The organism is Mycobacterium sp. (genome assembly GCF_019243155.1).
Taxonomy (GTDB): domain Bacteria; phylum Actinomycetota; class Actinomycetes; order Mycobacteriales; family Mycobacteriaceae; genus Mycobacterium.
The window spans coordinates 1-22,580 of the sequence record NZ_JAFAUS010000516.1; the positions used below are offsets into that span (position 1 = coordinate 1).

Here is a 22,580-nt window from a genome sequence, read left to right on the forward strand (position 1 = left end):
AACCATGAAGGAGCTGAGCAGTTCCCTCTCGGCCCTGAACGCCACGGTCGAGCGCCTGGAGGCCGGTCTGGATCACCTGGACGGCACCATGACCAGTCTGGACGACCTCGCGAAGCGGCTGATCGTGCTGGTGGAGCCCGCCGAGGCCATCGTCGCGCGCATCGACGACATGGTGAAGGTGGGCGAGACGATGATGACTCCGCTCTCGGCCACCGAGCACGTGCTGCGGGGTGTGGTGGACAGGCTGCGCAACCGCTCCGGGCACTAGACGCTCATGGCCACGCTGCTGCTGCACCATCCGAGCTTTGCCGCTCATCGAACAGCCCCGGGCCATCCGGAACGGCCGGACCGCTATCGGGCCGTCGAAGCGGCGCTCAGTGCGCCTCAGTTCGACACCCTCGTACGGGAAACCGCCGAGCGCGCCGACCTCGAGCCGACGCGGTACGTGCACTCCAATCGCTACGTGGACGGGCTGGAAGCGGTGCGGCCCGAGCACGGCTATGTCTACCTCGACGGCGGCGACACCATGATGGAGCCCTCCACCTGGGAGGTGGCGTTACGCGGGGTGGGCGGCACGCTGCAGGCCGTCGACAAGGTCCTGAGCGGGGCGGCCCAGAACGCATTCGTCGCGTGCCGTCCGCCCGGGCATCATGCGGAAACCGAACGGGCGATGGGCTTTTGCTTGTTCAACAACATCAGCATCGGTGCGCGACACGCACAGAAGGCGCACGGACTGACGCGGGTCGCGATCGTCGACTTCGACGTCCATCACGGCAACGGCACCCAGCAGATCTTTTATGCCGATCCGGACGTGCTGTATGCGTCCACGCACCAGATGCCCTTGTTCCCCGGCACCGGCGCGGTCCGGGAAACGGGGGTCGGCAACATCTTCAATTCACCGCTGTCAGCGGGCGACGGGGGCGCCGAACTGCGCGCCGCCTTCGAGGACCGGATACTGCCTGCGGTGGAGGCCTTCGCACCCGAGCTCATCATCGTGTCCGCCGGGTTCGACGCCCACGAACGCGACCCGCTCGGCTCGCTGACGATGACGGCCGACGACTTCGCCTGGGTGACAAGGGAATTGATGAAGTCGGCAGAGAAGCTGTGCGACGGCCGGTTGGTGGCTGCGCTCGAGGGCGGTTACGACCTGCAAGGGCTCGCCGATTCGGTCACCGCTCACGTGGGTGAGCTGCTGAAGGGCTGACTCGAGCGCGCGGTCGGCTACACCTAGCCGCTGTTGCGCAACGCGCTCGCCAGCCCGTTCATCGTCAGCAGAATCCCGCGCTGCACCAATTCGTCGTCGTCGCCAGAACGGTAACGGCGGAGCAACTCGACCTGAAGGTGGTTCAGCGGTTCGAGGTACGGGAAGCGGTTGAACACCGAACGCGCCAGTGCGGGGTTGTCCGCGAGCAGGTTTTCCTGGCCGGTGATGAGCTTGTGCATCGCGATGGTTCGCCGGTGTTCATCCACGATCTTGTCGAACACCCTGTCCCGCAATTCCTCATCGCCGACCAGCTCGGCGTAGCGGGCGGCCAGACCGAGGTCGCTCTTGGCCAGCACCTGCGCCATGTTCGACAGCACGCTGCGGAAGAACGGCCAGCGCTGGTAGAGGTCGTGCAGGATTTCGACTCGCCCGCTTTCGCTTTCGGGACCCGCCGCGATCCACTGCTCGAATGCCGACCCGGTGCCATACCAGCCGGGCAGCATCACCCGTGACTGGCTCCATGCGAGCACCCACGGGATGGCGCGCAGGTCCGAGATCGACGACGTGGGTTTGCGTGAGGTGGGCCGGCTTCCGATGTTCAGCGACCCGATCTCGCTGACCGGCGTGGAGGCCATGAAATACTCGACGAAACCCGGTGTCTCGTGCACCAATTCGGAGTACGCGCGTTGCGCAAGTTTGGCCACCTCGTCGAGCACCGCGTACGCCGGCTCCGCGTCGTCGCCCAGACCTTCGACGTCCAGCAGTGTCGACTCCAGCGTGGCCGCCACCAGGCTTTCCAGATTGCGCCGCGCCAACTGCGGCTCGGCGTATTTGGCGGCGATCACCTCGCCCTGCTCGGTGAGTCGCAGCGAGCCGTTCACCGCGCCCGGCGGTTGCGCCAGGATCGCCTGGTAGCTCGGGCCGCCGCCGCGGCCGACGGTTCCACCGCGACCGTGGAAGAGCCGCAACCGAATTCCGGCCTTTCGGGCCACTTCGACCAGGGCCAGCTCGGCCCGGTACACCGCCCAACTGGAAGCGAGGTAACCGCCGTCCTTGTTGGAGTCGGAGTAGCCGAGCATCACTTCCTGACGTCCGCCTTGAGCGTCGACGACGGCCCGGTAGAGCGGGAGTTCCAGCATCGCATGCAGTATCGTCGCGCCGTTCTGCAGATCCTCGATGGTCTCGAACAGCGGTGAAATAGCCACGGGGCAATAAGGTTCCGGGCCCGACGCGTCCAGCAGGCCCGCTTCCTTCAGCAGGATCGCGGCCTCCAGCATGTCGGAGACCGACCGGCACATCGAGATGACGTAGTTGGGAACGGCGGCGGGGCCGTAACGCTTGACGGCCTGGGCGGCGGCCCGCACGACGCCGAGCTCGCCGCGGGCCAGGTCCGACAGTTGCGCGCCGTCACCGACCAGCGGACGGCGAGTGGCCAACTCGGCGGCCAGCAGCTCGACCCGCTCGTCCTCGGGCAGCGAGGCGTAGTCCGGGTGCACCCCGGCCCAGGCCAACAGCTCCCCCACCACTTCTTCGTGCACGTCGGAGTTCTGCCGCATGTCGAGGCCACACAGATGAAAGCCGAAGACGCCCACCCCTTCTCGCAGCAGCGCCAAACGGTCGTCGGCCAGCAGCGCGCTGCCGTTGGCGCGCAGCGACCCGTCGATGGTGTCGAGGTCGGCCAGCAGTTCGGCGGGGGTCGCATACGGTGACAACCCGAGGTCGAGCACGTCCTGGGGTTGGCGGTCCAAGATCTGCGCAGCCGTCGCGGTGAGCCGGCCGCGGATCACCCGCACGGCGCGCCGGTACGGCTCGTCGGCGCGGATCTTCTCCCGGCACCCCTCGGCCAGTTCGGCCAGCTCAGGGGTGACCGAGACGAGTCGGGCCGACAACGACAACTCCTGCTCGCACGCGGTGAGCTCGGCCAGGTAGTGAGCCAGCGCGGTGAATGCGGCGCTGCCGGTGGCCTGGCGCACCACGTCGCCGGTCACGTTGGGATTGCCGTCGCGGTCACCGCCGATCCAGGAGCCGGGCTGCAGCATCGGGCCGGAAAGCAGGCCGGCATCGGGCCAGCGCGCCCGCAACGCATTTCGGACCTCGGCGTTGACCTGAGGAATCACCTTGAAGAACGCGGCCGCGTAATACCGCAACCCCACCTCGATCTCGTCGGTGATCTGCAACCGGGACAGCCGGATGAGTGCGGTCTGCCACAGCGTGAGGACCTGGCGGCGCAGCTCGAGTTCGACGTTGCGGCCCTCGTCGGTCTCCGTGTGCCCCTCCGCGTGCAGCCGCATTAGCGCGGTGATCCGGTGCTGGGTGACGAACACGGTGCGCCGGCGGGTCTCGGTCGGGTGGGCGGTGATCACCGGCGAGACGAGAGCGCCGCGCAACGCGTCGGCGACCGTGGCCGAATCCAGCTGCGCACGGTCGAGTTTCGCGTACGTTGCGGCCAGGCTGCTGTCCTGCGGCGGTTCGCCGGCGTCGACGTGGATCACCCGTCGGCGTTCCCGGTGGATGTCCTCGGCGACGTTGGCCAACAGCGCGAAGTGGCTGAACGCCCGGATGATCGGGATCGCCTGGCGAATGTCGATGCCGTCGAACATCCGCGCCAAGTCGGCACGGTCGATCTCCGAGCGACGCACGCGAAACGATTCCACCCGGGCGCGTTCGACGAGCTCGAATACCTCGTCACCGTTCTGCTCGCGCACGGTGTCGCCCAGGATCGTGCCGAGCAGCCTGATGTCGGCGCGCATCGGCTCGGTGGCCTCGCGACCGACGGGTGTTCGCTGGACGGCGCCAATCGGTTCTAGCGCGGTGTCGGTGACCTCAACCATGCGTCCCAGTATCGGGGCGGATCGGATAGTCCGCCCGCCGACCGGTCAGCGGTACTTGATTTGCAGGGCCATGCCGATGATGCAGACGAACCAGATGCCGGTGATGAACAACGTCAACCGGTCGAGGTTCTTCTCCACCACCGTCGACCCGGACAGGCTGGACTGAACACCGCCTCCGAACAGCGTCGACAGGCCGCCACCCTTGGCGCGGTGCAGCAGCACCAGCAGCACCACCAGCACACTGGTGACGACCAAGGTGATCTGTAGGGCCAACTGCATGACGACGAGCTTACTGCAGGGTGGCCGAGACGATGACGGCAAGGTCGTCGCGGTCGGACACGTCGAGCTTGATGCAGGCGCGGTAGATGTGCCCTTCCACGGTGCGCACCGACACCAGCAATTTGTCGGCAATCTCACGGTTGGACAGGCCCTCGGCGATCAGGGCGGCGATCTCGCGCTCCCGGGGGCTCAGCGGCAGGGGGCGGGTCGCGGACCGGATCGCCGGCGTCATCGCCCCGCCACACAGGGCGGCCAGCTGCAGGGCACGCCCACTGGACTCGGCGCTGCGACGGCGGTGGCCGGCCTGGTCGTGCAGCGGTACGGCCTGGGCCGCGGCGTCGGCGGCCGACAGCATCAACCCGGCCTTCTCGAAATCCACGCTGCACTTGTCGAGCGCGCCGGCGTCGGCCTCGGCGAGCGCACCTGCGTGCCGCAGATACAGCTCGGCCAGCGTGCCGTCCAGGCGCGGAACGAGGGCCGCCAACGGCTCGGCCGCGGTGCGGTCGCCGAATCGGGCGGCGTGGTGCAGAGCCTCGGCCTCCAGCGCGTACTGCCCGGCCTCGTGGGCGGCCTGCGCCGCGCGGCGCGCCGCCTCGGCGGCCGTGCGCTCACCCCCGAGCGCGGCCGTCAGCCAGGCCTTGGCGATCATCCGTTGCGGCTGGTGCAACTCGACGTGGCGTCCGGTGTGCTCGGTCGCGTCCTCGAGCACCCGTTCGGCCTGACCGGTCTGGCCCAACGCGGCGTAGGCGCGGGCCAGCAGCAGCCGCGCCGGAAGCCGCCACGGCAGCGAGGTTTCGGCGTTCAGCGCAGCCAGGGCCTGCTCGATGGCGGAGATGGCCTCGGCGAATCTGCCGCGGTAGGTGGCGACGAGGCCGGCGGTGATCTTGGCGATCGCCCAGCCGAGAAACTGTCCCTCCGAACAGAATTGGGTGTACTCCACGACCCGCCGGTCAGCCTCGTCCAGCTGGCCGGTGTGGGTCAGCGCCAGCACGTCGCAGTAGCGGACCATGACGCGGATCATGCCGTCGGTCGGCTTCTGTTCCGCGCGGCAGCGCGCGGCGATCGGCTCGTATTCGCTGCCGCGCCCGGCGACCGGCAGGGCCAGCCCGGCCGCGAACGCCGCGAAATCGACGGCCTGCTTGGGCGCGTCGGGGTTGCTCAGCACCGCCTCGGCGGCGGGCACGCCGGTGTCGAAGCGGTTCTCGTGCACCGCCATCGCGGCGCCGGTCGCGTCGACGATCAACCGGACCAGCGGGTGGGTGGACCGCCGCAACAGCAGTTCCAGGATGTCGTGGGCCTGCTGCACCTGACCCATCGACCAGAACAGAATCGACAATCGCGGAATGCCCCACTGCACCAGCTGCAGATCGTCGAGGCTGTCGGGCTCGAACGTCGCCAGGATCTCGTCGGCTTCGCGGGGGCGGCCTTGCCACAACACGGCCCGCGACAGCAGCTCCGCGGCGCGCAGCCCGTCGCCGCGCTGGAAAGCGGTGCGCGCCAAGCTCTCTCCCAGCGGCAGGTTGGCCAAAAAGACCGCGTCCTTGGCCGCCGCGATCAGCAGATCGTTGTCGGCGGGCTGGTCGCTGTCGATGGACAGCTGGGCCAGCCGAACCCGCGCGGCTGCGGAGTCGGTCCCGCGCTCGCTCAGCACGCCGACGATGCGACCGCGCAGCTTGCGGGCCGAGGCCGTGCCGATCCGCCTGCGCACCACATCGCCGTACAGGGGGTGGCTTATGCGCGCGTTGATCTGATCGCCGTCGTGGACTATGTGCAGCAGCCCTTGCACTTCGGCGGCGTCAACGGCGTCTTCGCCGGCCAGTTCGGACAGGGTGTTGATGTCCAGCGGCTCGCACAGCGCCAGCAGTTTCAGCGCTCGCAGGGCCACGTGTCCGGCGCGCTTGAGGCGCTCCTCCAGCAACTCGGCCAACCCGGGCGACACCGCGGTCGGCCCGCGCAGCTGCCACACGCCGTCGACGGCGCTCAGGGTGCCGGCCTCGATCGCGCCCTCGACCAGGTGCCGGAGAAACAGCGGATTGCCATGGGAGGCTTCCCACATCACCTCGGCCGACAACTCCTCCAGCGTGCCGCCGAGCACCGATTCGATCAGCGCGATGCTCTGCCGCTTGGTGAAGGGCGCCAAGTCCAGCCGTTGCAGGTAGCCGTCCTTCCACAGCGAGGTAACGGCGTCCGGAAGCGGTTCCCCGCTGCGGACCGTCGCCACGATGCGCCCCGCCCCCTCGACGGCGATCTGATGCAGCAAAGTGGCTGAAAGCTGGTCGAGCAGGTGCGCATCGTCGACGCCCGCGACCGTTTCCGCGCTGTTCAGGATCGTTTGCCTGGCGTTGACCAGCAGCGCGATCGGGTCGCGCGCACCGCTCGAGCCGACCCATGGAGCAAACGCGCCCAGCGGAATGCCGCGAGAGGTCTCGGTGCACGCCACCCAGTGCACCGGCGTGCGCAGCGATTCGGTCACCGTGCGGGCCAGCGTCGTTTTGCCGACCCCGGCCGCGCCGATTACGACGACTCCACGAAAGTCCGTTCTGGTCAGCGCAGAGCGGATCGCCTCCTGCTCTACAGGACGGTCCAGCAACTGCCAACTCCCGGACATGGCGGGAGTCTAAGGGCTGATAGCCGAGCGTGCCCGGCAAGTGTGTTGAATCATTCGGGCAACTGCGAAATCTTGGGTTCGTAGGACGGTGCGTGGTTTTTCTGGTGCCGAAACTGGCTGGAAGCGTCGTAGACCCGCAGCTTCATCCGGTTGATCGGACCTAGCGGTCGATGAACATTCAGGCCACGCCACGAGTTGAACGAGAGCACCTCGTCGCCGAAGTACTGGCGCTCGTCGGTGTAGGGATTCTGCGCCGGGTACACCAGCTTGGCCACCGGCACGTACGGCGACCGCGATTCGGGCCACTCGACGGTGGCGTCTTCGATCGGCATGCTGCCCAGATCCGTGCAAAGTTGCGCGCACAGTTCGTATTCGGCGCATTCGGTGCTGAAGAAGTCGACCATCATGTCGCGGTATGCCTCTGGTCCGGCAGTGGGCGACAACGGTTTTCCAGCCAAGCGCTTGACGTTGTCGGACAGCGGGACGACTTTGAACTTCGCGACGTAGGAGCCCCAGCGGATCGGCGCCGCCGAGTAGAACTCCATCCCCAGCATGTTGTCGTTGGGCGCGATGAACACCTGCATCGGCAGCGGCAGCGGCACCGCGAAGAGGCCAAGGACGGGCTCTGCCGCCCGCAGCGCCCCGATCACGAATTTCAATTGCCAATCCGACAGCCGGACCAACAGGCCGGCCAGCAGCATGCCTTGCTTCAGATAGTCTTTGACGTCCTTGAACGGAAACTCCTTGTGCGTGACCAGCAGTAAATCCTGCGTGTCGGACGTGTCGCCGACGAGGCAACGTTCCGCGGGCTCGCTGAGCACCTTGGTCACGTCGAGCAGCTTGATGCCCAGCCCGTGCACCCCGCGGACCTGGTCGCTGCGGATCACCCCGGAGGTGCTGGAGAACCGCGCGACGACCTGATAGGTGACGGGCTTGGCGAACAGCCCCTGACGCAGTTCGGGCGCCACGTTGTCGTAGACCCGCAACTCGCCGCGCAGGATCGCGTGGCTCTTTGCGTGCGCGTCGCGCAGCGCGCGGCCGTACTTGCGGTAGACACGCTCGTTGGCGGCGTGCAACTTGTCGACGATCTTGCCGATGTCGAAATCCTCGTCAGGGGCGGGCTGTTCGAGGCGGCTGCTGTAGCGAAGGTAGGGCGCGGCACCCTTGGTGTGCGCGGGCGGGGCGCCGGCCGGGGCCGGCCGAGCCACCAACGGCGGTGAACCGGCTGCCGGCCACGGGGCGAACGGGTTCCTCACGTCGCGCAGCGTGGGCTCCAGCTCGCTGAAGTGCCGCAATAACAGGGTGCGCATCGAGTTGTCACGGATCCACGTCATACCCAGCTCGGTGTAGATCTCCGGACGGAAGTCGCGGGTGAAGAACCGGTCGCTTTCCAGTCGCCGCGACGCCATCAGGATGAAGATGCGGAATGCGGTGTCGCTGAAGCCGAATCCGGGCGGTTTGGGTTCGGCGTACAGGCCGATCATCAGATCGACCCGTTCGACGTCGTGGTAGATCTGGCGTAGCTGCTGAGCCCACTGCGGATTGTCGGTCAGCTCCTCGAAGCTCGCGGCGGGTTTGAGGCGCAGCGCGCGCCGAAATGCGTTGTAGCGCGGGACACCCCGCTCGCGGGTGCGCAGGATGTCGGCGGCGGCCAGATCGATCGGGGTGTCGCGCGGCCGCCGGTCGAAATACCGCAGGTATTCCGGGAAGTTGTGCAGCGTGATCGCACCGGGGTAAGCGGTGCCGAACGAATAGAACAGGTCGGCCATCGAAGTCTCGTCCAGCCGCCGCCGGACGTGCTGGTAGGTCAGGTCGGGCAGCCGAAACGTCTGCAATACCGCGTTGTCCCGCCAGGAGCGGAACTCATAGTCGTCGGGAATGAGCGGGTGCAACCGGTAGACGGCGACGAATTCCTCGGTCAGCGAGTAGGGCACCCCGTGGAAGTCGGTCGGCGATCCGGGGATGCCCTGCAAGATCTCGCTCGCCGTGACCCGGCCGTAGGTCTTGCCGAACTGTTCGCCAAGCAGCCCAAACCAGTTGGCGTACAACGCCGATTGACTGGTTGGGTGCGCGATGATGGCCGGGGTCCACTCCAGGGTGTGGATCTTGGCCATCAGCGCGACGTTGATCAGGCGCGCGGTGTCGAAGAGCTGCTGGTCGGTCATCGCCGGATACGCGGCCGCCAGTTCTCGGCAGATCGCGTTGTGCTCCCGCAGGAACAGTGAGTGCAGGATGGCCAGGCCGACCCAGAAGTTGTTCTTGTTGCCCAGCGGGTCGAGGGACTCCTCCAGCGCCACCGGGTGCAGGCCGTTCGCATCCAGCTTCAGCCGGCCGCCGACACCCTCGCGCAATCCGGCGGCGAACTCCGGTGTGTTGCCGTAGATCTGGGAGGCGTCCCACCAGTGGGTATCGGTGGTCACGAAGGTCGGCGGCCCGGATGCGTCCGGGCTCGCATCGGGCGCCGTCCGGCGGATCGTCATGGGCCTGTCTTCTTGGGGCCAACGGTCACCCGGCGCCAACGGAATCTCGAACGGCCGGTCCGTGACGGTGGCGTGGCTCAGCCAGTCGTGGACCTCGAACTGAATCCAGGCGGCGGCCAGCAGGTTCAACGAGGTGACGGGTTGGAACGTGGTGCGCCTCAGCAGCTGCTCGCTGATCAGCCGGGGGCTGGGCTCCAACAACCGGTCGTCGGGATGGGTCAGTTCGGGCGCGACGTTGCGACCGAATCGGCTGCCGATCGAGCCCATCAGTGGATCCCGCAGATCGTTGCGGGTGCCGTCGAGGGTGCGGGCGGCCTTGAAGTCGGCGTCGCCGGCGGCCAGGGGCGGCGGGGGTCGGTCGGCCGCACCGCGGCCGGTGTCGAAAAGGTTGTAGGCCCGCAATCGTTGCCGCAACCCGATCAGGACCGCGAGCCCCAATGGCTTCGGCAAGCGGTACCACCCCAGCAGGCGGTCGGCTCCTTCGGCAAGGCGGGCCAGCCGCTGTCCCAGCGTCATTCCGCTCCCGTCGCGCATCGAAAGACGATCGCTCAGACCGTAACAGCTGCCGCACACAGCAGGAAGAGATCTGACCCCGCTCGAGTAGTGGACTACTCGTCCGTATATGACTGCGGTGTTTCCAATTCGCGGCGCGCGGAAATCTCCGGCGAAATCCTGTTACCGCTTCGCCATTCCACGTTGTCGGATGATGAGGTTTTGGTGTCGCGGAAGTTAACGGATCGCGCCGATAGTGCCGGCGTGGGCGCGAATCAGGTTGCCGATCAACACAACTCAACCCGCGATTGATCGATCACAGCGCGGACCGGCGGCGCGGACGCACGCGGCAGCGTACCTCACAGACGAGAACAGGTAGTGCTGTACGCGTGTGCACTACCCAGCTCGGCCGCAGGATTCTCGTGATGGGGTCAACACGCGTTCCCGCAACGCCGAGATGGGGTACTCAAATGCCTTCTATACAAGACAGATACGACATCGCGACAACCGCTGGCGACGACGAGGTCGCGGCGCGGTTGCCGGAAATCCAGCCGCTCATCACCGAACAACAGGTCGTCTTCGGCACCGCCGCCGCGACCGCACCGAAAGACCTGCGGGCCCCGGCCAAGGGCGGTTGGGTGGCGAGACTGGCGCGTCGGATGGCGCCGTCACGCACAGAGCGGCCACCGCGTCCCCACTACCCCGCCCAGTACGGATTCATCGCGGACGCCCGCATGGACCGCGAAATGTACCGGCTGTGATCGGCGCACCGGACAGGCCCGGCCCTGCCAACGGCGCGATGTCGGAGGCCGAGCGCGAGCGAGTACTCGCCGCGGCCTACGACGAGCTAACCCGTTGGGGCATCGACCGTTTCAGCATCGTATCGCTGGCCGATCGGCACGGCCTCGATCCAAGGACCATCCGGCAGCGGTGGGGCACCGAAGACCGCCTGATGCTCGACGTCCTGCTGAACTGGCCGAGCCGAGAGATCACCGCCCCCGACACGGGGTCGTTGCGCGGCGACCTGGAGGCCCTGGCGACCGGGGTCGCGAACTACATGAGTTCCGGGATCGGCCGACGTTTGCAGATCATGCACCTGATCGTCAACCCCAACGTCCCACGCGCGCAGGTTCGACGGACGGTGTGGCGGGCGGGCTCGGAGAGCCTGCGCATCGTCTTCGACCGGGCACGGCAGCGCGGCGAACTCCGCGAGGGGGTGGACGTCGCCACGGTGCTGGAGTTGCTGTTCGCGCCTATCAACATGCGGTCGCTGTTCACCGGCGAGCCGGTCGACGACATCTACTGCCGCCAGCTTTCCAGATTGGTCTGGCGCGCAGTCACATCGGAGGGAAGCTGACGGCCGTCACCGCAACGCGACCGCGGTTCGATCCAGATCCTGCAACCGGCGACAGACGTCGTCGATCAGCGCCGCCGGTTCGTGACCGGCGTCCACGGCGGAGCCGACCGCGGTGATCGCGTCCACGGCGTCCTCCAGCTCGATGGACGCGGGGATCACCCGCAGCGCCAGCGAACTCACCGGCGGGGGCTCCAGCGCGGCGGCTTCGGCCGTGGCGCGGACCTGGTGCGCCAGCCGGTAGGCGTCGGCCCGGACGGATTGCCAATGCCGGCGTTGCGCTGCGGGTTTGACGGCCTCGTCCAGGTAGCTGTGCGCGACCGCGAGCGCCCCCGACAACTGGGCATACGCCGGGAACCGTCGGGCCTCCGGCCACAGCAGGTAACCGAAGACGATCGCCACCGCGGCACCGATGAAGGTGTCCAGCAACCGAAGCGTGGGCGCCACCGGATCCCGTTGGCCGATCGATTGGGACAACAGGGCCGAGGTGGTGATTCCGATGACGACAAGGCCGTACAGCTTCGGCACCGAGGAAACGACGAAGCCCAGCGCCAGCGCGGTGGCCACGACCAGCGGCAGACCGGGCGACAGCACGGCCAGCACGGCGGTCGCCACAAGCGCGCCCACCAGGGTGCCGAAGATCCGGTTCACCGTGCGCACGAACACCGAGGCGAATTCGGGCCGCACGATCACGGCGGTGGTCAGTGGCAGCCAAAACGAATGGGTGGATTGTCGCATCGCGACGGTAAGCGCGGTGGCGACGGCCATGCACAGGCCGATACGCAGGCCGTTGGCCAGGCCGGTCCGCGAGGTGGCCGCACGGACCAATGCCGAAACCCCAGCCGTCTCGGCTGTCACCGTGCCCGGTCGCTCCGGCTGTGGGCTCAGCGCGTCCGCCAGTTCGACCAAGCCCGGGTCTGCCCCGGCGTCCGCCTCCGAGAACGAGACCGAGACGGCAACGGCATGCCAAATCTGTTCTCCCGCTTGGCGAATAGCCGCGACGGCAGCGTCGGGCACCGGCCTTCCCTGGGCGTAGAGGGTCGCGGCCGCGAAGGCCACCAGGTCGGCCTCGCGCCGGTCGCGCGCGGCGCGCGCGACGGCGGACGCGGCGGCCAGGCGGCCGCGGGCCGGGCCGGCCTCGTCGGTTCCCACGGCGGCGCACAGGTCCGCGGCCGCGAAATACACCGCTGCCTGCGCCCGGCGTTCGGGCTTGTCGCGGTGAAAAGCCCACGGGGCCAACACCGAAACCGCGGAGACCGTCGTACCCACCAGATACCACACGGCCTGCTGCCACCACGGCAGCGACGACCCGCCGAACTGGCCGAAGGCCACGCCGATGGACAGCATCATCCCGAACGCGGGTCCGCTGGGGCCCGTCCCGCCAACCATTCCCGAGACCGCACCGGCAATACCTGCGACCAGTACCTGCCCGACACCGGATCCCGGCCAGAGCTGGGCACCCACGCTGATGCCTACCGCCCCGCCGACCGCCTGAGCCACCCATGCCCACCAGCGGGCACGGTAGAAGCCCCGGGCCAGAAACACGAAGGCGCAGGCGGCGCCGAGATAGGCGAGGCCGACAAGCTGCAATTCTCCGAACAGGACGCCCGCCCCGGCGATCAGCGCCGCGGTGCCGATCGCCCACAGGGCGGGCCCCACGGCCCAGGGTGCTGTGGACGGTCGCAGCGCCGCGGCAACGCTGCGACCGAATGCCGCAAGCGAACCACCCACAGGCCGACCGCCGCGGCGTCAGGGAAGCGGACCGCCGGCGGCGATCGCCGCCAGCGTCGCGAACTGCTCGCCGTCCAATGACGCACCGCCGACCAACGCGCCGTCGATGTCGTCGCGAGCGATGATCTCGCCGATGTTCTTGGCGTTCACCGAACCGCCGTAGAGCACCCGCACAGTGTCGGCGATCTCCGGCGACGCCAGCGCGCCCAGCTCCGTGCGAATCGCCGCGCACACCTCCTGGGCGTCGGCCGCGCTGGCCACCCGCCCGGTGCCGATCGCCCACACGGGCTCGTAAGCGATGACGACCTTACCGATCTGCTCGGCGGACAGCCCGGCCAGCGAGCCGCGCAGCTGGTCTTCACAGTGGCTGACGTGGTTGCCGGCCTCCCGGATATCCAGGTGCTCGCCAAGGCAGATGATCGGGGTGATCTCGTGCTTGAGCGCCGCGGCGGCCTTCTCGGCGACCAGCGCGTCATCCTCGTTGTGGTATGTGCGCCGCTCGGAGTGCCCGACCACGACGAAGCTGCACCCCAGCTTGGACAGGAACGCTCCGCTGATGTCGCCGGTGTAGGCACCCGAATCGTGCTGGGACAGGTCCTGACCGCCGTAGGTCAGCCGCAACTTGTCGCCGTCGACAAGGGTCTGCACGCTGCGCAGGTCGGTGAAGGGCGGCAGGACGGTGACGTCCACCTTGTCGTAGTACTTGTCCGGCAACGCGAACGCGATCTTTTGCACCAGCGCGATCGCCTCGAAGTGATTGAGGTTCATCTTCCAGTTGCCGGCGATCAGTGGCTTGCGGCTCACGAGTTCCCTCCGGTCGGCTGTGGCCTGCTCAGCACCTCGATGCCCGGCAGCGTCTTGCCCTCAAGGTATTCCAGCGATGCGCCGCCGCCGGTGGATATGTGCGAGAACGCGTCCTCGGGGATCTTCAGCGCGCGGACCGCGGCGGCGGAGTCACCGCCACCGACCACGCTGAACGCGCCCTTTTTCGTCGCGGCGACGATCGCCTCGGCGACGCCCCTGGTGCCGGCCGCGTACGCGGGGAACTCGAACACGCCCATCGGGCCGTTCCAGAAGACGGTCTTCGCGTTGGACAGCAACGTGGCGAAGCGCTTGACCGAACCAGGACCGATGTCCAGACCCATCATGTCGTCGGGAATCGCGTTGGCGGCCACGAACTGTGGTGGTGAGTCGGCGGCGAACTTCTCGCTCACCACGATGTCGCCGGGCAACCGCAGCACGTCGGCATAGGTGTCCAGCAGCTTGCGACAAGTCTCGATCATGTCCTCTTCGAGCAGCGACTTACCCACCGAAAAGCCCTGCGCGGCAAGGAATGTGAAACACATTCCGCCACCGATCACGATGCTGTCGGCCTTGGTGGCCAGCGACTCGATCACGCCCAACTTGTCGGACACCTTCGACCCGCCGAGTACCACGGCGTAGGGCCGCTCGGTGGAGCTCGTCAACTGTTCGAGCACCCGTATCTCGTCGGCGACCAGCTTGCCGGCGTAGTGCGGCAGCAGGGTGGCGATGTCGTAGACGGAGGCCTGCTTGCGGTGCACCACACCGAAGCCGTCGGAGACGAAAGCGCCCGTCGGCTCGACCAATTCGGCCAGACCGCGCGCCAGCGCGAGTCGCTCGCTGTCGTCCTTGCTGGTTTCGCGGGGGTCGAAGCGGATGTTCTCGAGCAGCAGGATGTCGCCGTCCGTCAGCCCCTCGGCCCGGGCCAGCGCGTCGGTGCCGACGACTCGGGACTGATCAAAGCCGGCCAACTGCACGTGCTGGCCGAGTTGCTCGCCGAGGGCCGCGGCGACGGGCGCCAGCGAGTACTTCGGGTCGGGTCCGTCTTTGGGGCGGCCCAGGTGCGCGGCGACCACGACCTTGGCGCCCGCGGACAGCAAGGCCTTCAACGTCGGGACCGACGCGGTGATCCGGCCCGGGTCGGTGATCTCACCGGCATCGTTGAGCGGGACGTTCAGGTCGGAGCGCACCAGTACGCCACGACCCGAAACCCCTTCGGCGAGAAGGTCTTCCAGCGTGTTAACGGAGGACGCCACGGTTACAGCGACTTGCCGACCAGGGCCACCAGGTCGACGAGGCGGTTGGAGTAGCCCCATTCGTTGTCGTACCAGGACACCACCTTGGCCTGGTTGTCGATCGCCTTGGTCAGACCCGAGTCGAAAATCGAACTGTGCGGGTCGGTGACGATGTCGCTGGAGACGATCGGCGCGTCGTAGTACTTGAGGATGCCCTTGAGCTTGCCCTCGGCCGCGGCCTTGAACACCGCGTTGATCTCGTCGGCGGTCGCGGACTTCTTCAGCTCGGCGGTCAGGTCGGTGACCGAACCGGTGGGGATCGGCACCCGCAGCGCGTAGCCGTCGAGCTTGCCCTTGAGGTTGGGCATGACCAGCCCGATCGCCTTGGCCGCGCCGGTGGAGGTCGGCACGATGTTCAGCGCCGCGGCGCGGGCCCGGCGCAGATCCTTGTGCGGCCCGTCCTGCAGGTTCTGGTCCTGGGTGTAGGCGTGGATGGTGGTCATCAGGCCCTTGACGATGCCGAACTCGTCGTCGAGCACCTTGGTCAAGGGCGCGAGGCAGTTCGTGGTGCACGAGGCGTTGGAGATGATGTTCTGGCTGCCGTCGTACTTGTCGTCGTTGACGCCCAGCACGATGGTGATGTCCTCGTCGGTGGCGGGCGCGGAGATGATCACCTTCTTGGCGCCGGCGTCCAGGTGGCCTTTGGCCTTGGCGGCGTTGGTGAAGATGCCGGTTGACTCGACGACGACGTCGACGCCGAGGTCGCCCCACGGCAGCGCCGCCGGGCCCTCCCGGACCTCGAGTGCCTTGATCTTCGCTTTGCCGACGACGATGGTGTCTTCGCCGTCCAGGCTCACGTCGTACGGCAGGCGGCCCAGAATCGAGTCGAACTTCAGCAGGTGCGCCAGCGTCGCGTTGTCGGTGAGGTCGTTCGCCGCGACCACCTCGATATCGGTCCCCGCGCCCTCGGCTTGTTGGACCAACAAGGCCCGATAGAAGTTGCGTCCGATTCGACCGAAGCCGTTGATGCCTACTCGGACCGTCACTTGTCTCTCCCTCTTTCCCTATGTCCGCTGATTAGCGCTCGCAGCCAGCCTAGATCAGTGACATGCCACGTTGCCGCGCCGGTCAGATCCAGGACCGTTTCGAGTGCGGTACATCACTACTCGGGCCGGCCGGTAGTGACGTCAGCCACTGCGCCGCTTGCGCAGCCACTCCAGCGCCGACTCGGCGGCGTAGTAGCCGCACAGGCCGTGGATCCCGGCTCCCGGCGGCGTGGACTGCGAACACAGGTACACGCCCGGCACCCCGATCGCGTACGGATCGACCGCGATCCGCGGGCGGAAGATGACCTGCAGCCCGTCGTTGGCGCCGCCGATGATGTCGCCACCGATGAAGTTGGGGTTGTACGCCGCAAGGTCGGCCGTGCTTTTGCTGACCGTCGCGACGACGCGGTCGCGAAATCCGGGGGCGAACCGCTCGATCTGGCCGACGACGGCGGCGGTGGCGTCGCCGGTGTAGCCGAACGGCACGTGTGCGTAGGCCCAGATCGGATTGACGGTGCCCGCCGAGCGGGCCGGGTCGGCGAGGTACTGCTGGCCGACGAGCACGAACGGACGATCGACCATTAAGCCCCGCGCGCGTTGGCGTTCGGTGTCGGCGATTTCGGCGAACGTCCCGCCCAGATGCACGGTGCCGGCCCGCCCGCAGTCGGTGTTGGTCCAGGGGATGTCGCCTTCGATGGCGAAGTCGACCTTGAACGCCGACGAGCCCTCGCGATAGCGCCGATAGGACCGTTTGATCCGGGCGGGCATCGCGTCGCCGTAGATGTCCAGCGCGGCGGCCGGGCTGAGATCGAGCATGACGATGTCGGCGTCCGGGATCTGTCTGCGACTGACGACCCGCACCCCGGTGTCCACCGCGCCGCCGTGCTCGGTGAGCACACCCGCCAGCGCTTGGGTGATGGCGCCGGACCCCCCTTGCGCGACGGGCCACCCGTAGCGGTGTCCGCTGGCGAGGATCATCAACCCGAGCGACGCGGTGAGCGGCCGGTCCAGCCGGGTGTAGACGTGCGCGGCCGCACCGCCGAACAACGCGCGCGCCTGCTCGGTGCGAAACCAGCGCGCCATCGTGGTGGCCGGCAACAGCGCGCGTGGACCGAAGCCGGCCAGGCGAATCGGGTGATGCGGGATGTTGAGGACCGGGCGAAGCAGGTCTTCGGCCAGCGCATCGAATCCCGCCGCCAGGTCGCCCACCGCCCGCCGCCACCGGGCGGCGTCGGCTCCCATGCGGGCGGTGGTCTCATCGATCGACTGAAACAGCACACCGGCGGTCCCGTCGTCGAGCGGGTGCGCACAGTCGATCTCCGGCCATTTCCACGACAGCCCGTGGCGCTCCAGATCCAGCCGCTTTAAGAACGGCGAACAGATGCCCATCGGATGGAATGCCGAGCAGTGGTCATGGATGACGCCGGGCATCGTCAGCTCACCGGAGCGCGCTCCCCCGCCGATCGTGTCGGAGGCCTCCAGCACCTGCACGTCGACCCCGTGCCGGGCGAGGTGGATCGCCGCGGCCAGGCCGTTGGGCCCGGCACCGACCACCACCGCCGTGCTCATCGCGGGTTGCGCTCCGTCGTCACGTGTACCGGGTAGTCGTCACCGGGCTCGGGCCACGGCTGGCGGGTCAACATGCTCGCCACATCCACATAGCCCTCTTCGATCAAGCCGGTCTTGGCGTCGACGATGCGGTACTCCTGCCGCTGGGTCTGAAATGGCTGGCTTTCTAAGATGATCACCCGAACGTCACCGTCTTCGAACTCACAGCGCCGCTGCACCGCGGCCAGCAGCTGCTCGTTGTGCAAGTGCCCCTCGCCGAAATTCCACCCGATCAGCGGTCCGGCGATGATTTCGCCGTCCCGCAGCTTGTAGTCTGCCTCGTCCACCCCGTCGCCGAGGGCGCGGGGCACCAGCCCGCCCAGCGTGCGCCCGTGGGTGTGCATCGACCGCCACGCCATCAACTTGTCGATCGTCAACTCAGCGGTGCTCGAATCATAAAGCCGGGCAAGCTGATTGGGGACCAGGGGCGAGGCCTTGGGGATGTTCGCCTCGATCTTGTCCTCGACGCCGTCGCGCAGGCACCACGTGCTGGTGGCCCAGTTCCCGGCGTAGTAGCGCATCGCCGGCAGGAACGAAATCTGTTTTGGGAAAAGGTTTCCCATGATTGGCACCACCGCGAGCGCGGCGAGCAGAATGATCAGCAGCAGCGGCGAGTTCAGCCCCGTGGCCTTGACTCCGGCGTAGTGCCCGAACAGGTAGAACAGCGAGAAGATGAAGAACACGTTCCACTCCAACGGAACTCCCATCGGAATGGTGGAGGTGATGTTGAGGTGGAACAGGACCATGAACGCGATCAGAAACCACGCCCACCGGTGCCCGTCGGCGAAGAAGACCAGCACCAGCGGAACTCCGAACTCCGCCGTCGTGCCGCCGACGTGGGCCATGACCTTCGGTATCCATGACGGGCGCAGGTCGTCGACCGGGTCGAGGTAGAGCCTGTGTTTGAACCAGTTGAACGCCTTGCTGCGCAACAGCGGGTTGTTGCTCATCATCACCGCCACCACATACGGGAAGTGGTGATTGAGCTTCGATGTCGCCGCGCCCCACCACAGCGCCAGCATGATGATCTTGAAGGCGGCGATCTGGTCGGTGAAACTGAAGAAGAACACCAGCAGGGTCAACCCGTAGTGCTCGCCGCGCGCCGCCAGGAACACGGTCTTGTCGCGCAGTCCCAGCAGCGCCAGTGCGACGATCGCCGGCACCACCCGGACGGGATCGATCAGGCCGACATCGCCCGCGGCGGTGACCGGCCCGCCCTGTCCGGGCGCGAGCAACGCCCAGACGCCGGAGCCCAACACGACCACGTACAGCGCCACATCGAGCACGGTGCGGTTGTCCCCACCCGTGAACGGGACCTTGCCGGGCCACGGAGGCAACCGAATCGTGTTGGGCCGCAACCAATACAGGAATCCTCCGAACGGGGGCCAGAACCGCGCGGTGAGCGGTCCGGACCCGCAGCCCAGGCCCAGGATCTCGAAGAGCAGCGTGAAGATGACCACCTTTTGATAGACGATCGGCTGTGTCCACCAGTCGGCGATCTCGCCGAGGCCGCCCAGGCCCGGCGTCAGCGAGATCACGGCGGCCGCGCCGACGACATACGCGGCGATCTTGAAGACGTAGAACAGATACACCGCATACGGGGAGCCGAAGCCGTGTTCGACCCAGTGCCGGCTCATGATCTGCCGCCTGGTCGTACGCGGCAGGCCTGGCCAGAGTTCGGGATCGACGTCGGGAAACTCCGGAGACATGAATCCCACGGGCGGCCTCGTTCCTATCGGCAAACCAGCTGGCCAATAGAATCTATCGGCACCGCACCGCGGGCGTGCGAAAACCGCAGCGGCAAAAGTTGATTCAGGCCGCCGCCGGAATCGGCTACTGGGCCGCCAACCGCGTCCGCTGCGGGGCCGCGGGAGCGTCGCCCGCGTCCTGCCGGATGAACCGCCGCTGCAATTTCTCGATCATGCCGTCGACGGTCTGCCGATCCTGTATCTCGAGACGCACCATGCGCCGGAAGTTACAGGCCGCCTCCGCATCGCGGTTGCCCTCCGCGGCCGCGACCGCCTTCTGATACTCGTCGACGCGGTGGTCGATGAGGTGACGCCGGCCCGCGAGCAGATGCAGGAAGTAGTCGGCCTGCAGATGATCGGCGTTGTCCGACGCGGTCGCACCGGGATCGATCTCTATGGCCGCCGGGCCTTGACTCAGTTTCGGCTCGGGCCGCGGGGCGACAGCACGCGGACGGCGCGCGCCGCGCTCGAGAGTGCTGGTCGTGCCGCGCGCTGCGGCGGAGCGTGCGTCACGCTCGGGGGACAAACTGCCTACGGACATCGCGTCCCCATTTCTCGAGGATCGGCAAAAGAGCGTGCGTAACAATAGCGCGCCAAATCCGGCGGCACCATAGGCCCTTCAGAGCAAAGGGCGAAACACCATCACGGCCGCCCTGCCGGGGTCGCTACCATCGAGGGACTCGACGCGGCAACGCCAGCCCCGCGGGAGCGTCAAGGGAGGAACGTGACCGACAGCGATAGTTCGGAAAACGGGGATATCGGCAAGTTCGACCCCGTCCTGACCCAGCGCGTGATGACCGTGATGCGTCCCGCTTTGAAGACCTACTTCCGGTCCGAGGTGCACGGCCTGGATGGATTTCCGCCCGGCGGAGCCTTGGTTGTCGGAAACCATTCCGGCGGCATGTTCCCGATGGACGTTCCGATCTTCACCGTCGACTTCTATGACAAATTCGGTTTCGACCGGCCCGTTTACACGCTGAGCCACGACATCCTGATGACCGGGCCCACCGGGGACTTCTTCCGGCGCACCGGATACATCCGGGCCAACCGGGAGAACGCGGCCGAAGCGCTGCGGTCCGGTGGCGTGGTGATCGTGTTCCCCGGCGGCGACTACGACGCCTACCGGCCGACCCTGTCGGAGAACGTCATCGACTTCAACGGCCGCAAGGGATATGTCCGCACGGCGATCGAGGCCGGCGTGCCCATCGTGCCCGCGGTATCCATCGGCGGGCAGGAGACGCAGCTCTACCTCACCCGCGGCACCTGGCTGGCCGAACGGTTGGGCATAAAGCGCCTGCTGCGCAGCGCCATCCTGCCGCTGTCGTTCGGCTTCCCGTTCGGCCTGAGCGCCGTGATCCCGCCGAACCTGCCACTGCCCACCAAGATCGTGACTCGGGTGCTCGAACCCATCGACATCGCGGCGCGATTCGGCGAGGAGCCGGACGTCGACGAGGTCGACGAGCACGTGCGATCGGTGATGCAAGAGGCCCTCAAGGAACTCGCCACCAAGCGTCGTTTCCCGATTCTGGGCTGAGCCATGGCAAATCCTCTTGATCAGGCCGTCGGATTGATCAGCACCCTGGTGCGCGCGCGGATGCTCGCGCCGATGCGACCCGACCGCTACCTGAAGATGGCCGCCGCCATGCGCCGCGAGGGCATGGGCATGACGGTGGGTTTCGCCGGCGCGGCGCAGCGTTGCCCGGACCGCCCCGCGCTGATCGACGAACTCGGCACGTTGACCTGGCGACAGCTCGACGAGCGGATCAACGCGTTGGGGACCGCGCTGCAGGGCCTGCCCTCGGGTCAGCCGAAGGTCATCGGGATCATGTGCCGCAACCACCGCGGCTTCGTCGAGGCGTTGGTGGCCGCCAACCGGATCGGCTCCGACGTCGTGTTGCTGAATACGTCGTTCGCCGGGCCGGCGATGGCCGAGGTGGTCGACCGCGAAGGCGTCGACGCGGCCATCTACGACGAGGAGTTCACAGCGACGGTGGAACGCGCGCTGGCCGACAAACCGGACGCCACCCGCATCGTGGCGTGGACGGACGGGCCGCACGAGCTGACTGTCGAGAAACTCATCGCCGGCCACCTCGGGCAGCAGCCGGAGCGGACCGGCCGCAAGGGCAAGATGATCCTGTTGACCTCGGGCACCACCGGAAGTCCCAAGGGCGCCAAGCAATCCGGCGGCGGGGCCGGGATCGGCACGCTCAAGGCGATTCTGGACCGCACGCCGTGGCGCGCGGAGGAGACGATCGTGATCGTGGCGCCGATGTTCCACGCTTGGGGTTTCTCGCAATTGATCTTCGCCGCCTCGATGGCGTGCACGATCGTCACCCGGCGCAAGTTCGACCCGGAGGCCACCCTCGACCTCGTCGACCGGCACAAGGCGACCGGCCTGGCCGTGGTTCCGGTCATGTTCGACCGCATCATGGATCTGCCCGACGAGGTCCGAAACCGTTACAGCGGAAAGTCTTTGCGGTTTGCCGCCGCGTCGGGCTCGCGGATGCGGCCCGACGTCGTCACCGCGTTCATGGACCAATTCGGTGACGTGATCTACAACAACTACAACGCCACCGAGGCCGGCATGATCGCCACCGCCACGCCGGAGGATCTGCGCGCGGCGCCCGACACCGCCGGCCGCCCCGCGGGCGGAACCGAAATCCGGATCCTGGACCCGGAACTCAACGAACTTCCCACCGGTGAGGTGGGCGGCATCTACGTCCGCAACGACACTCAATTCGACGGCTACACGTCCGGCAGCACCAAAGACTTCCACGCCGGGTTCATGTCGTCGGGCGACGTCGGGTATCTCGACGAGGCGGGCCGGCTGTTCGTGGTCGGCCGCGACGACGAGATGATCGTCTCCGGCGGCGAGAACGTCTATCCGATCGAGGTGGAGAAGACATTGGCGGCACATCCCGAGGTGGCCGAGGCGGTCGTGATCGGCGTCGACGACGAGCAATACGGCCAGCGCCTGGCGGCGTTCGTGGTGCTGGCCCTATCAGCGTCGGCCACCGACGAGACGCTGAAGCAACACGTCCGCGAGAACCTCGCCAACTACAAGGTGCCGCGCGAGATCACACTCGTCGACGAACTGCCCCGCGGCAGCACCGGCAAGATCTTGCGCAGCGAATTGCAATCACGGGTCAGCGGCGCATGAGGC

At 67.4% G+C, this 22,580-nt stretch carries 16 protein-coding genes and 1 pseudogene; 6 read left to right on the forward strand and 11 right to left on the reverse strand.

Going from position 1 to position 22,580, the window contains the following annotated elements:
* Positions 1-268: ATPase (locus JOZ00_RS26100; RefSeq protein WP_293350257.1), on the forward strand; the 268-nt coding region annotated here is incomplete at its 5' end.
* 6 nt (positions 269-274) lie between these two features.
* On the forward strand, positions 275-1,204 hold the full coding sequence (locus tag JOZ00_RS26105; protein WP_293350260.1) for a histone deacetylase family protein: 930 nt from the start codon (positions 275-277) through the stop codon (positions 1,202-1,204).
* A 23-nt stretch (positions 1,205-1,227) separates the two neighbouring features.
* Here the strand turns inward: JOZ00_RS26105 and ppc are convergent, their stop codons facing one another.
* The 4 genes and pseudogenes from ppc to JOZ00_RS26125 form a co-directional block, all read right to left on the reverse strand.
* Positions 1,228-4,035 carry a phosphoenolpyruvate carboxylase gene (gene ppc / locus JOZ00_RS26110; protein ID WP_293350263.1) on the reverse strand — a complete coding sequence of 936 codons (2,808 nt, stop codon included), beginning with the start codon at positions 4,033-4,035 and terminating at the stop codon, positions 1,228-1,230.
* A gap of 45 nt (positions 4,036-4,080) precedes the next feature.
* Positions 4,081-4,314 carry a preprotein translocase subunit SecG gene (gene secG / locus JOZ00_RS26115; RefSeq protein WP_293350266.1) on the reverse strand — a complete coding sequence of 78 codons (234 nt, stop codon included), beginning with the start codon at positions 4,312-4,314 and terminating at the stop codon, positions 4,081-4,083.
* Between the two features lie 10 nt (positions 4,315-4,324).
* Complete coding sequence (locus JOZ00_RS26120) at positions 4,325-6,922, reverse strand: LuxR family transcriptional regulator (protein WP_293350269.1); 2,598 nt, start codon at positions 6,920-6,922, stop codon at positions 4,325-4,327.
* 1,232 nt (positions 6,923-8,154) lie between these two features.
* Positions 8,155-9,918, reverse strand: a pseudogene (locus tag JOZ00_RS26125) (peroxidase family protein); the annotation flags it as partial.
* A 446-nt stretch (positions 9,919-10,364) separates the two neighbouring features.
* Between JOZ00_RS26125 and JOZ00_RS26130 the strand changes: the two are divergent.
* Together JOZ00_RS26130 and JOZ00_RS26135 are read left to right on the forward strand one after the other, a co-directional pair.
* Positions 10,365-10,655, forward strand: coding sequence for a hypothetical protein (locus JOZ00_RS26130; protein ID WP_293350272.1), 291 nt, complete (start codon positions 10,365-10,367; stop codon positions 10,653-10,655).
* Positions 10,652-11,251, forward strand: coding sequence for a TetR-like C-terminal domain-containing protein (locus JOZ00_RS26135; RefSeq protein WP_293350275.1), 600 nt, complete (start codon positions 10,652-10,654; stop codon positions 11,249-11,251). The genes JOZ00_RS26130 and JOZ00_RS26135 overlap by 4 nt, the downstream gene beginning before the upstream one ends.
* A 6-nt stretch (positions 11,252-11,257) precedes the next feature.
* Here JOZ00_RS26135 and JOZ00_RS26140 read toward each other — a convergent pair whose 3' ends face one another.
* The 7 genes from JOZ00_RS26140 to JOZ00_RS26170 form a co-directional block, all read right to left on the reverse strand.
* Complete coding sequence (locus JOZ00_RS26140; RefSeq protein WP_293350278.1) at positions 11,258-12,979, reverse strand: FUSC family protein; 1,722 nt, start codon at positions 12,977-12,979, stop codon at positions 11,258-11,260.
* An 18-nt stretch (positions 12,980-12,997) separates the two neighbouring features.
* Positions 12,998-13,783 carry a triose-phosphate isomerase gene (tpiA, locus tag JOZ00_RS26145; protein WP_293350281.1) on the reverse strand — a complete coding sequence of 262 codons (786 nt, stop codon included), beginning with the start codon at positions 13,781-13,783 and terminating at the stop codon, positions 12,998-13,000.
* A complete protein-coding gene (locus JOZ00_RS26150; protein WP_293350284.1) occupies positions 13,780-15,036 on the reverse strand; it encodes a phosphoglycerate kinase in 1,257 nt (418 codons plus the stop codon). The genes tpiA and JOZ00_RS26150 overlap by 4 nt, the downstream gene beginning before the upstream one ends.
* 2 nt (positions 15,037-15,038) lie before the next feature.
* Positions 15,039-16,061, reverse strand: coding sequence for a type I glyceraldehyde-3-phosphate dehydrogenase (gap, locus tag JOZ00_RS26155; RefSeq protein WP_293350287.1), 1,023 nt, complete (start codon positions 16,059-16,061; stop codon positions 15,039-15,041).
* Between the two features lie 141 nt (positions 16,062-16,202).
* Positions 16,203-17,630, reverse strand: a complete 1,428-nt coding sequence (locus tag JOZ00_RS26160; RefSeq protein ID WP_293350290.1) for an NAD(P)/FAD-dependent oxidoreductase — start codon at positions 17,628-17,630, stop codon at positions 16,203-16,205.
* Positions 17,627-19,387 carry a DUF3556 domain-containing protein gene (locus tag JOZ00_RS26165; protein WP_293350293.1) on the reverse strand — a complete coding sequence of 587 codons (1,761 nt, stop codon included), beginning with the start codon at positions 19,385-19,387 and terminating at the stop codon, positions 17,627-17,629. The genes JOZ00_RS26160 and JOZ00_RS26165 overlap by 4 nt, the downstream gene beginning before the upstream one ends.
* Positions 19,388-19,502: 115 nt before the next feature.
* Positions 19,503-19,958, reverse strand: coding sequence for a hypothetical protein (locus JOZ00_RS26170; protein WP_293350296.1), 456 nt, complete (start codon positions 19,956-19,958; stop codon positions 19,503-19,505).
* Between the two features lie 252 nt (positions 19,959-20,210).
* Between JOZ00_RS26170 and JOZ00_RS26175 the strand changes: the two genes are divergently transcribed.
* Entirely contained in the window at positions 20,211-20,951 is a 741-nt protein-coding gene (locus JOZ00_RS26175; protein WP_293350302.1) for a lysophospholipid acyltransferase family protein, read from the forward strand.
* A gap of 3 nt (positions 20,952-20,954) precedes the next feature.
* The gene (gene fadD12 / locus JOZ00_RS26180) at positions 20,955-22,577 is read left to right on the forward strand and encodes an acyl-CoA ligase FadD12 (protein WP_293350299.1); all 1,623 of its coding nucleotides are present in this window, start codon (positions 20,955-20,957) and stop codon (positions 22,575-22,577) included.
* Positions 22,578-22,580: the final 3 nt, after the last annotated feature.

Excerpts from the sequence above, each read along its gene's own strand:
- JOZ00_RS26130 (WP_293350272.1), top strand. The coding sequence starts at position 10,365 with ATGCCTTCTATACAAGACAGATACGACATCGCGACAACCGCTGGCGAC.
- fadD12 (WP_293350299.1), top strand. The coding sequence starts at position 20,955 with ATGGCAAATCCTCTTGATCAGGCCGTCGGATTGATCAGCACCCTGGTG.
- JOZ00_RS26175 (WP_293350302.1), top strand. The coding sequence starts at position 20,211 with ATGACCGTGATGCGTCCCGCTTTGAAGACCTACTTCCGGTCCGAGGTG.
- JOZ00_RS26170 (WP_293350296.1), bottom strand. The coding sequence starts at position 19,958 with ATGTCCGTAGGCAGTTTGTCCCCCGAGCGTGACGCACGCTCCGCCGCA.
- JOZ00_RS26120 (WP_293350269.1), bottom strand. The coding sequence starts at position 6,922 with ATGTCCGGGAGTTGGCAGTTGCTGGACCGTCCTGTAGAGCAGGAGGCG.
- ppc (WP_293350263.1), bottom strand. The coding sequence starts at position 4,035 with ATGGTTGAGGTCACCGACACCGCGCTAGAACCGATTGGCGCCGTCCAG.
- secG (WP_293350266.1), bottom strand. The coding sequence starts at position 4,314 with ATGCAGTTGGCCCTACAGATCACCTTGGTCGTCACCAGTGTGCTGGTG.
- JOZ00_RS26105 (WP_293350260.1), top strand. The coding sequence starts at position 275 with ATGGCCACGCTGCTGCTGCACCATCCGAGCTTTGCCGCTCATCGAACA.
- JOZ00_RS26160 (WP_293350290.1), bottom strand. The coding sequence starts at position 17,630 with ATGAGCACGGCGGTGGTGGTCGGTGCCGGGCCCAACGGCCTGGCCGCG.